Genomic DNA, 7,531 nt, shown 5'->3' on the forward strand with positions numbered 1-7,531 from the left:
GGCGGCCGATCCGCATGAGCGTCTGGCTCGTGCTGGCCGTCAACAGCGTCACGCTGGGCGGCCTGCTGTTCCTGCTGTCCGCCGGTTTCTCGCTGATCTTCGGGCTCATGCGCATCCCGAACCTCACCCACGGCTCCTTCTTCATGCTGGGCGGCTACCTGGCCGCGAGCCTGATCGAGTGGGGGCTCGGCTTCTGGCCGGCCGCGGTGGCCAGCGGGCTGCTCGTGGCGGTGTTCGGCGGGGTGGTGGAGCGGCTCATCCTCCGCCGGCTGGCCGGGGCCGAGCTGGCGCAGGTGCTGGTGACCCTGGGGCTGTCGTTCATGGTCGCCGACGTCTGCCTGAAGGTGTGGACCGGCGATCCCGTGCGCATCGACACGCCGCCCGGGCTGCAGGGCGCGACCGGCGTGGGCGGCCTGGTGTTCCCGACCTATCGGCTGGCGGTCGGCCTGATCGCGGTGGCCTTCGCGGTGGCGCTGTGGGCGCTGCTCGATCGCACCCGGCTCGGCGCGATGATCCGGGCCGGCGTGGACGACCCGGACATGGCACGCGTGGCCGGCATCCGCGTCTCGCGTCTGTTCACCATCGTGTTCTGCCTGGGCGCGTGGCTGGCCGGCTTCGCGGGCGTCATCGGCGGCCCCATCCTCTCGGTCTACCCCGGCCTGGACCAGGAGATGCTGCCGCTGGCCCTCGTCGTGGTCATCCTCGGGGGCACGGGCAGCCTGCCGGGCTCGCTGGTGGGCAGCTTCGTGGTCGGCTTCCTCTACAACTTCGGGCAGGCGCTGTTCCCCGAGCTGGCCTACGTGGTGCTGTTCCTCCCGATGCTGCTCGTCCTGGTGGTGCGGCCCCAGGGCCTCTTCGGCCGACCGGCGGCGTGAAGCGCCTCGCGCTGGCCGCCGTGCTCGTGGTGCTGGCGGCGCTGCCCCTGTGGGCGGGCGGGACGTTCTACATCAACATCGCGAGCCAGATACTCCTCTACGCGGTCCTCGCCCTCGGCATCAACGTCCTGGTCGGCTACGCCGGCCTCGTGACCCTGGGCCACGCCGGGCTGCTCGGCATCGCGGCCTACTCGGCGGCGCGCCTGCTGACCGGCGGCCACGGGCACGCCGTCGCCATCGCCGGCGCCCTGGCGGTGACCATGCTGGCCGCCGCGCTGTTCGCGGCGCTGGCGCTGCGCGGCACCGGCATCGGCTTCGTGATGATCACGCTGGCCATCGGTCAGATCGTGTGGGGCGTCGCCTACCGCTGGATCAGCATCACCAACGGCGACAACGGGATCTCGATCGGCGCGCGCCCGAGCCCGCTCGGCCTGTCGCTCGCCTCGCCGGCCCACTTCTACTGGGCGACGCTCGTCGTGTTCCTCGCCGCGGTCGGCTCGATGGCGCTGCTGGTGGCCTCGCCGTTCGGGGCGAGCCTGCGCGGCACGCGCGACCAGCCGCGCCGCATGGTCGCGCTGGGCTACCACGTGTGGATGATCCGCTTCCTCGCCTTCCTGCTCTCGGGATTCTGGAGCGGGGTGGCCGGGCTGCTCTTCCTCTACTACAACCAGTTCGTGAGCCCGCAGGCGGTGGCGCTGACCGCCTCGGCCGAGGCGCTCTTGATGGTCATCTCGGGCGGCACCGGCACGCTGCTGGGGCCGGTGATCGGGGCCACCCTCGTGGTGGCCATGAAGAACGTGGCCAGCGCCTACATCGAGCGCTGGAACTTCGTGCTCGGCGCCATCTTCGTGGCGATCGTGGTGTTCATGCCGGACGGGCTGGTGCCCGGCGTGGCCCGGTTGTGGCGGCGCGCGACGGCGCGGCGGGCGACGCCGTCGATGGCGGTGGCCGGCGCGCCGGGCAAGGAGCCCGGCCGGTGACCGCCGCGCCCGCGCTGGCCGTCCAGCGCCTCACCAAGTCGTTCGGCGGGCTGCTGGTCACCGCGTCGGTCGATCTCGCCGTCGCGCCGGGCGAGCGACGGCTGATCATCGGCCCGAACGGCGCGGGCAAGACCACGCTCTTCAACCTGGTCACCGGCGAATTGCGCCCCGACGGCGGCACTGTCACGCTCTTCGGCCGCGACATCACCCGCACCCCGGGCTGGCACCGCGCCCATCTCGGCATCTCGCGCACCTACCAGATCATCACGCTCTTCCCGCGCGAGACCCTGCTGCGCAACGTCACCCTGTCGCTGCTGGGGCGCTCCCGGCTGCGCTGGAACCCGATCGCCCGGCTGGAGCGGCAGGCCGCGGTGCTCGACCGGGCGCGCGCGGCGCTGGCCCGCGTCGGCCTCGAGCATCTGGCCGCGCGGCCCCTCGCGCAGACGTCCTACGGAGAGCGCCGGCGCGTGGAGATCGCGATGGCCCTGGCCCAGGAGCCGCACGTGCTGCTGCTGGACGAGCCGTTCGCCGGGCTCTCGATCGAGGAGCGGCGCGACGTCCTCCGGCTCGTCACCGCCATTCCCCGGGATGTCACGATCGTGATGATCGAGCACGACATGGACGTGGCGCTCGACTTCGCGGAGCGGATCACCGTGCTGCACTTCGGCCAGGTGGTGGTCGAGGGCACGCGGAGCGAGGTGGTGGCGCATCCGCGGACCCGGGAGATCTACCTTGGCGAGTGAGGCGCTGCGGCTCCACGAGATCGACGCGCTCTACGGCGACAGCCACGTGCTGCACCGCGTGTCGCTGCGCCTCGGCGAGGGCCGGCTCCTCGGCCTGCTCGGCCGCAACGGGGCCGGCAAGTCCACCGCGATGAGCGTGACCGTCGGGCTCCTGCCGCCGCGACACGGCCGCGTCGAGGTCTTCGGGCGCGCGGTGACCGGCCGGCCCCCGGAGACCATCGCCGCCCAGGGAGTGGCGCTGGTGCCGCAGGGGCGGCGGATCTTCCGCAGCCTGACCGTGCGCGAGAACCTGGCGGTGGCGGGCCGGACGCCCCAGGCCGGCGCGTCCACGGGCTGGACGCTCGACGCGGTCTTCACGCTCTTCCCCCGCATCGGCGAGCGGCGGCGGCAGGTCGCCGGCTCGCTCTCGGGCGGCGAGCAGCAGATGCTCGCCATCGGCCGGGCGCTCATGTCGAACCCGCGCGTGCTGCTCATGGACGAGCCCTCGGAGGGCCTGGCGCCCCAGATCGTGGGCGAGGTCATGGCGACGATCCGGCGGCTCAAGGAGCAGGGGCTCTCCATCCTGCTGGTCGAGCAGAACCCCAAGCTGGTGTTCGAGGTGGCCGACGACATCGTGATCCTGAACGGCGGGCGCGTCGTGGCCGAGGGACCCACCGCGGAGTTCCGCCAGCGCGACGTGGACCTGCGCCAGCACCTCGGGATCTTCTGACGGCCGGGGCAACCCCACCCTCACGCGAGAGGAGTCACGCCATGGACATGCTCTTCGGCACGTTTCCCTCGAAGTCCCTCCTGATCATCCGGGTCGCCCTGGGCATCATCTTCTTCGCCCACGGGGCCCAGAAGGTCTTCGGCTGGTTCGGCGGGCCGGGCCTGAAGGGGGTCATCGGCTACTTCCGCCAGGCGCTCGGCGTGCCGGCGCCCCTGAGCGTGCTCGCCGCGTTCACCGAATTGCTGGGCGGCATCGCGATGATCGTGGGGCTGCTGGTGCGGCCGGCCGCGGTGGGGCTCATCATCGTGATGCTGGTGGCGATCGTCAAGGTCCACGCGCCGAACGGGTTCTTCATCAACTGGTCCATGACGCCGGGGAAGGGCCATGGCTACGAGATGAACCTGGCCCTGATCGCGATGGCGCTGGGCGTGCTGTTCGGCGGCGCGGGCTGGCTGTCGATCGATCGGTGTATCTTTCCCTGGTAGGGACCCATGCCGTTCATCGCGTTGAACGGGCTCACCGAGGCCGGCACCGGCAAGACCATCCAGGCCGGCGGCATGCCCGTGCACTATCACGACGTCGGCCGCGGGGACCCCGTCCTGTTCCTGCACTCCTACGGGCCGGGCACCACCGCCTGGATCACCTTCCACAAGGTGATTGGAGAGCTTGGGCAACACTTCCGCTGCATCCTCATGGACCTGCCGAACTTCAGCACGACCGGCCCCGTGGTCTATCACGAGGGCGTGCACGCGCTGCAGGCGCGGACCGCGGTGGGCCTGCTGGACGCCCTCGGCATCGAGCGGGCGCACTGGGTCGGCAACTCGCAGGGCGGGCAGTCGGCGATGGTCGCGGCCATCGCGTATCCCGGGCGGGTGCGGAGGTTCGTGATGGGCGGCTCGCACATCGGCACCGGCGGCGATCGCTACCTCATGGCCAATCGCCCCTCGGAGGGCAACCGGGCGACGCGCCAGGCGCTGGATGACCCGAGCCGCGAGAACATCCGGCGCTACCTGCGCGTGCACATCGACGACGAGAGCCTGGTCACCGACGAGCTGGTCGACTACATCCACCGCGCGCACACCTGGTCGCCCGAGATGGTCGAGGCGCGGCGGCAGTCGGTGAGCGTGCCGCACGACTACACGGCGGATCTGGCCTCCATCCGGTCCCCGGTGCTGCTGATCCACGGGCGCTACGACCGCATGGTCGCCTTCGAGGTCAGCATCGCCATCCTGAATCACATCGCGGACTCGCGCCTGGTCCTCCTCAACAACTGCGGGCACTGGCCGCCGTTCGAGAAGCCGGCCGAGTACACCGCGCACGTGCTGGGATTCCTCCGCGGCTACTGATCGGGGTCAGGTCTTGCATTACGACATTTTCCCGCGCGCGGCGACACGACGCGCGCCACGAAAATGTCGTAATGCAAGACCTGACCCCGACTACACCGACTACAGAAACACGCTGAGGTTCTTGTCCAGGAGGACGTTGGCGTCGAGGACGATCGTGCGGCGGGCGATCTTGAAGCCGCCGTCGATGCGGCGCAGCAGGTCCTCGCGATAGCCGGACAGGAGCTGGTGGTCGGTCTCGAGGTGCGAGCGGTAGACCAGGAACGCGGTGCGTGCCTGGACCTCGTTCTTCCCGAGCGGCGTGACCTCGAGGTTGCCGACCAGGTGCCGCGTGCGCGAGGGCGGATCCTCGGCCCACGCCATGCCGGTGTCGAGCCGGGCCACTCGCATCGTGAGGTAGCGCTTGTCCTCTTCCAGGATGGCCAGATCGCCCAGCGGCGTCAGCTCGCGGTCGAGCTCGCGGCGCGGGACGTTCTTGCGCCGGGGCATGAAGTAGAGCACGTCGTCGGTGAACAGGTCGAGCCACTCGGTGAGCCGGCGCTCGTCCAGCAGCCACGCCTCCCCGATATAGAACCGCATCAGCTCGAGCCACAGTGCCTGCGACCCCGAGACCGCGGGCGCCGGATCGCGGCGTCGGTCCCGCGCCGGCGCGCGCCGCTTTTTCGCCACCGCGCTCCTGGCCTTTTTCATCAGGCTCCGGCTGGCCCTGCCCGGCTAGCCCTGCATCGTGGCGGTGCCCTCGAAATCCGCCTTGATCGGATCGATCGAGATGTCGGCCCAGCTCCCCGCGTTCATGAACTCCTCCCAGCGCTGATAGAAGAGGCGCTGGTTGTTCTCCGAGATGTAGCGCTCGGAGACGAGGCCGGGGTACTCCGGATGCGGGCCGGCGTGGCCCAGGCCCATCGACAGATCTTGCGGATACCGTCGTCCGAGCGCGCTCCGGCTCGCGTCGGTCACCTGCCGCCAGTTGTCCACGTCGTCCTGCTCGAACATGCCGGCGGCGCCGTTGTTGGCCTGGCTCCCGATGCGGATGATCCGCTTGATCGCCTCCGGCGCCGCGCGGTCGAGCAGCACGAAGTGCCAGAACTCGGTCCGGAGCGGGCCGCGGGGCAGGGCCAGCCGCAGGCCGAGGATGCCGTTGGGGAAGATCGAGTGATTGCCGAGCTGCACCCGCCGCGCGCGCAGCCGGCCGAGCCGCCGCTCGACCTCGGGCAGCGTGTCCTCGTGGTAGGCCTTGAAGATCTGGAAGGTCTCGCTCGACACCCCGTGCACGTAGCGGGGCATGCCGTCGTCGGCGTCGCGGAAGGTGATCGAGTGCCCGTTGACGAAGGCGTGCTTGTTCGGGCTCTCGAACTGATCTTTGTGCGAGAGGTGCGGGCGACCGATGTACTCGGTCTGCACCCGCGCGCTGGAGAGATGGGTGGTGGGGACGTGGTAGTTGTCGGAGCAGTTGTCCGCCATCGTCTTCCAGTTGACCGGCTCGAGCCACTTCATCGGGCCCAGGGCCTGCGTGCCGCCGTCGCGCCGGTTGAACACGGTGTCGAGGTACCAGCGCGCGTCGCCCAGGTAGGCCTCGAGGCTCGGGGCGTCCTGGGCCCAGGTGGCGAAGACGATGCCCGCGTAGGTCTCGACGCGCGCCTCGATGAGGCCGAGCGAGGCTCGGTCGAGCGCGTCGTAGTAGGCCTCCGACGCGCCGGCCACGTGGACGAGGGCGCCGTCGTTGCCGTAGGTCCACCCGTGATACGTGCACATGAAGCGCCTGGCGTTGCCGTCGTCGCAGCGCACCACGCGGTTGCCCCGGTGGCGGCACATGTTCAGCAGCGCGTGCAGGCGGCCCCCGCCGTCGCGGGTCAGGATGACCGGGTCCTCGCCCATGTAGGTGTGGAAGAAGTCGTCGGGCTCGGGCACCAGGCTCTCGTGGCCGATCATCAGCCAGGCGCGGCCGAAGATGCGCGCCATCTCGTCGTCGTAGACCGCCTGCTCGCTGAAGATGCGGCGGTCGATCTTGCCGGTGGCGGGGTCGATGACCGCGTACTTCCGGGTGGCGCCCATGCCGCGATCCTCCTTCTCGCGGTCATTATATAGGCGAGCGACGGCAGGATGTAGCGGCGGGCCGGCGGCCGGGGCTCGGCGTGATATCATCCGCGGCAACGACACCGCTCTCGCGCGGAGGAAACCTCATGCCGTCATCGCCCCCCGTCGCCTTCAGCCACTTCGGCATCCACGTCACCGACATCGCGCGGATGGAGGACTTCTACACCCGCGTGGTCGGCCTGCTCGTGAGCGACCGCGGCCGGCTGTCGCCGGACGGGCCCGATCTCGTGTTCCTCTCGCGCGATCCCGACGAGCACCACCAGATGGTGCTGGCCGCCGGCCGCCCGCCCGGGGTGGACTACAACGTGGTGAACCAGATCTCGTTCAAGCTGCCGACGTTGAGCGATCTCAAGGCGATGCACGCGCGGGCGCGCGAGGAGGGCATCAAGCAGTTCCGCGTGGTGACCCACGGCAACGCGTGGTCGGTCTACTTCCCCGATCCGGAGGGCAACCGGGTCGAGGTGTTCGTGGACACGCCCTGGCACACGCCCCAGCCGGTCGCCGAGCCGTTCGACATCGAGGCCCCGGTGGAGACGATCCTCGCCGAGACCGAGGCGCTCTGCCGCAACCGGCCCGGCTTCATGTCGCGCGAGGCGTGGCGGGCGGGGCAGGTGAGCCGGCTGGGCGCGGCCGGGTAGCCGGACGCGCGCGGCGTCCCGAGCGCCACCGCCGTGAGCTTCCGCGTCATCGGCCGGGACACCCCGAAGCGCGACGGGGCCGAGAAGGTCACCGGACACACCCAGTTCCTGCACGATCTCACCCTGCCGCGCCTCGCCCACGGGGCCAT

9 protein-coding genes are annotated in these 7,531 nt (G+C 70.6%); 7 read left to right on the forward strand and 2 right to left on the reverse strand.

The annotated features are described in order from the left end of the window. Positions 1–14 precede the first annotated feature (14 nt). From VKN16_28080 to VKN16_28105, 6 genes are read left to right on the forward strand one after another with little or no spacing between them, the layout of a single operon-like run. Entirely contained in the window at positions 15–875 is an 861-nt protein-coding gene (locus VKN16_28080; protein HME98082.1) for a branched-chain amino acid ABC transporter permease, read from the forward strand. Further along, complete coding sequence (locus VKN16_28085) at positions 872–1,855, forward strand: branched-chain amino acid ABC transporter permease (GenBank protein ID HME98083.1); 984 nt, start codon at positions 872–874, stop codon at positions 1,853–1,855. The genes VKN16_28080 and VKN16_28085 overlap by 4 nt, the downstream gene beginning before the upstream one ends. Continuing rightward, positions 1,852–2,598, forward strand: coding sequence for an ABC transporter ATP-binding protein (locus tag VKN16_28090; protein HME98084.1), 747 nt, complete (start codon positions 1,852–1,854; stop codon positions 2,596–2,598). Before VKN16_28085 ends, VKN16_28090 begins: the two co-directional genes overlap by 4 nt. Next, complete coding sequence (locus VKN16_28095) at positions 2,588–3,307, forward strand: ABC transporter ATP-binding protein (protein HME98085.1); 720 nt, start codon at positions 2,588–2,590, stop codon at positions 3,305–3,307. Before VKN16_28090 ends, VKN16_28095 begins: the two co-directional genes overlap by 11 nt. A gap of 41 nt (positions 3,308–3,348) precedes the next feature. Further along, positions 3,349–3,792, forward strand: a complete 444-nt coding sequence (locus tag VKN16_28100; GenBank protein ID HME98086.1) for a DoxX family protein — start codon at positions 3,349–3,351, stop codon at positions 3,790–3,792. 6 nt (positions 3,793–3,798) lie between these two features. Next, positions 3,799–4,653, forward strand: a complete 855-nt coding sequence (locus VKN16_28105; GenBank protein ID HME98087.1) for an alpha/beta hydrolase — start codon at positions 3,799–3,801, stop codon at positions 4,651–4,653. Positions 4,654–4,752: 99 nt separating this feature from the next. Here VKN16_28105 and VKN16_28110 read toward each other — a convergent pair whose 3' ends face one another. Further along, positions 4,753–5,340: a 3-phenylpropionate/cinnamic acid dioxygenase subunit beta gene (locus VKN16_28110; GenBank protein ID HME98088.1), complete on the reverse strand. Its 588-nt coding sequence runs from the start codon at positions 5,338–5,340 to the stop codon at positions 4,753–4,755. A 24-nt stretch (positions 5,341–5,364) separates the two neighbouring features. Then, positions 5,365–6,702, reverse strand: coding sequence for an SRPBCC family protein (locus tag VKN16_28115; GenBank protein HME98089.1), 1,338 nt, complete (start codon positions 6,700–6,702; stop codon positions 5,365–5,367). A gap of 128 nt (positions 6,703–6,830) precedes the next feature. Here VKN16_28115 and VKN16_28120 point away from each other — a divergent pair, with 128 nt between their 5' ends. Continuing rightward, positions 6,831–7,382, forward strand: a complete 552-nt coding sequence (locus tag VKN16_28120) for a VOC family protein (protein ID HME98090.1) — start codon at positions 6,831–6,833, stop codon at positions 7,380–7,382. The last annotated feature ends 149 nt before the right edge of the window (positions 7,383–7,531 follow it).

The sequence above is a fragment of the Candidatus Methylomirabilota bacterium genome, from assembly GCA_035315345.1.
Classification (GTDB): Bacteria; Methylomirabilota; Methylomirabilia; order Rokubacteriales; family CSP1-6; genus CAMLFJ01.